We start from the raw sequence: 1,185 nt of genomic DNA, 5'->3' as shown, positions 1-1,185 counted from the left end.
CGGCTCGCCGGCCCGGGCGAGCCGGTCGACCAGGACGCGCGTGACCGTCGCGCCGTCCGGGGAGTCGGCGAGCATCTCGGGGAGGTCCGCGAGGTGCGGCGCGACCTCCGGCAGGCTCGTCAGCTCACCGGCGAGCTCGCCCGCAGGCACACCGAGCAGCGCCCGGGCGCCGCGCAGCGTGAGGGTCACGCTGATGCCGCGCTGGTACCCGCGGTGGTGGATGGCGGCGGGCCGGGTGTGCAGGCCGGACACGCACGACCAGGCCTGTCGCCGGGAACCGGCCGACCCGGCCCACGAGACGTCGATGGGTTCGCCGAGCGGCAGCTCGAACGTCAGCCCGGTGCCGGGCATGCCCCGGTGCACGCCCGGGGCTCCCATGTCGAGGTCGTACGGTACGACTGCGGTGACATAGGGAGCGAGGACCTCCGGGACCCCGGGGCCAGGGACACGAGCCACGGATCCACGGTAGCCCGGGCCTCCGACACCCGGCCCGGGCCGCCCGTCCCGTCAGGACGACGCCAGCGCCACCAGCCGCTCCGCCTTCAGCTCGGTCTCGTGCCACTCCGCCGCCGGGTCGGAGCCCCACGTGATGCCGGCGCCCGTGCCGAACCGCAGCACGCCGTCGGCCCACCAGAAGGTGCGGATGCCGACGGCCAGGGACGCCCGGCCGTCGTCGACCCAGCCTACGGCCCCGCAATAAGGCCCGCGCGGAGCAGGCTCGAGCTCGCCGATGATGCGCAGCGCGCTGGACTTCGGCGCGCCCGAGACCGATCCGGGCGGGAAGGTCCCGGCCAGCAGCCGGCGCCACAGCTCGCCGGGACGCACGACGTCGTCGGCCAGCGTGCCGCGCACGCGCGAGACCAGGTGCACCAGCCCGGGGTGCTCCTCCACGGCGAGGAGCGAGGTGACCTCGACAGTGCCCGGGCGGCAGACGGTCTGCAGGTCGTTGCGCACCAGGTCGGTGATCATCACGTTCTCGGCCCGGTCCTTCTCGGTCAGGCCGTCGGGCGTGCGCGCCGTGCCCTTGATCGGACCGGACTCCACGACGAGCCCGTCGGGCCCGTCCGTCACGGACAGGTACAGCTCGGGCGAGGCGCTGACCACCCACACGGGGTCCAGCCCGGTCGCGGCCGGCACGTGGACGGCGGCCGCGTGCGGCGCGGGGTTGCCGGCGGCCAGGCGTGC

The 1,185-nt window shown here is 75.7% G+C and carries 1 protein-coding gene and 1 pseudogene; both read right to left on the bottom strand.

The window, feature by feature from the left end; translation table 11 throughout:
• Positions 1 to 456 (bottom strand): annotated as a pseudogene (locus PROKR_RS31545) (hypothetical protein); the annotation flags it as partial.
• A 51-nt stretch (positions 457 to 507) separates the two neighbouring features.
• On the bottom strand, positions 508 to 1,185 hold a 678-nt coding region (locus PROKR_RS11385), incomplete at its 5' end, for a chorismate-binding protein (RefSeq protein WP_036963152.1).

The sequence above is a fragment of the Promicromonospora kroppenstedtii DSM 19349 genome, from assembly GCF_000515355.1.
In the GTDB taxonomy this organism is placed as follows: Bacteria; Actinomycetota; Actinomycetes; order Actinomycetales; family Cellulomonadaceae; genus Promicromonospora; species Promicromonospora kroppenstedtii.
Note: the sequence above shows the minus strand (reverse complement) of the source record. Positions and strands in the feature narration are given on the sequence as shown.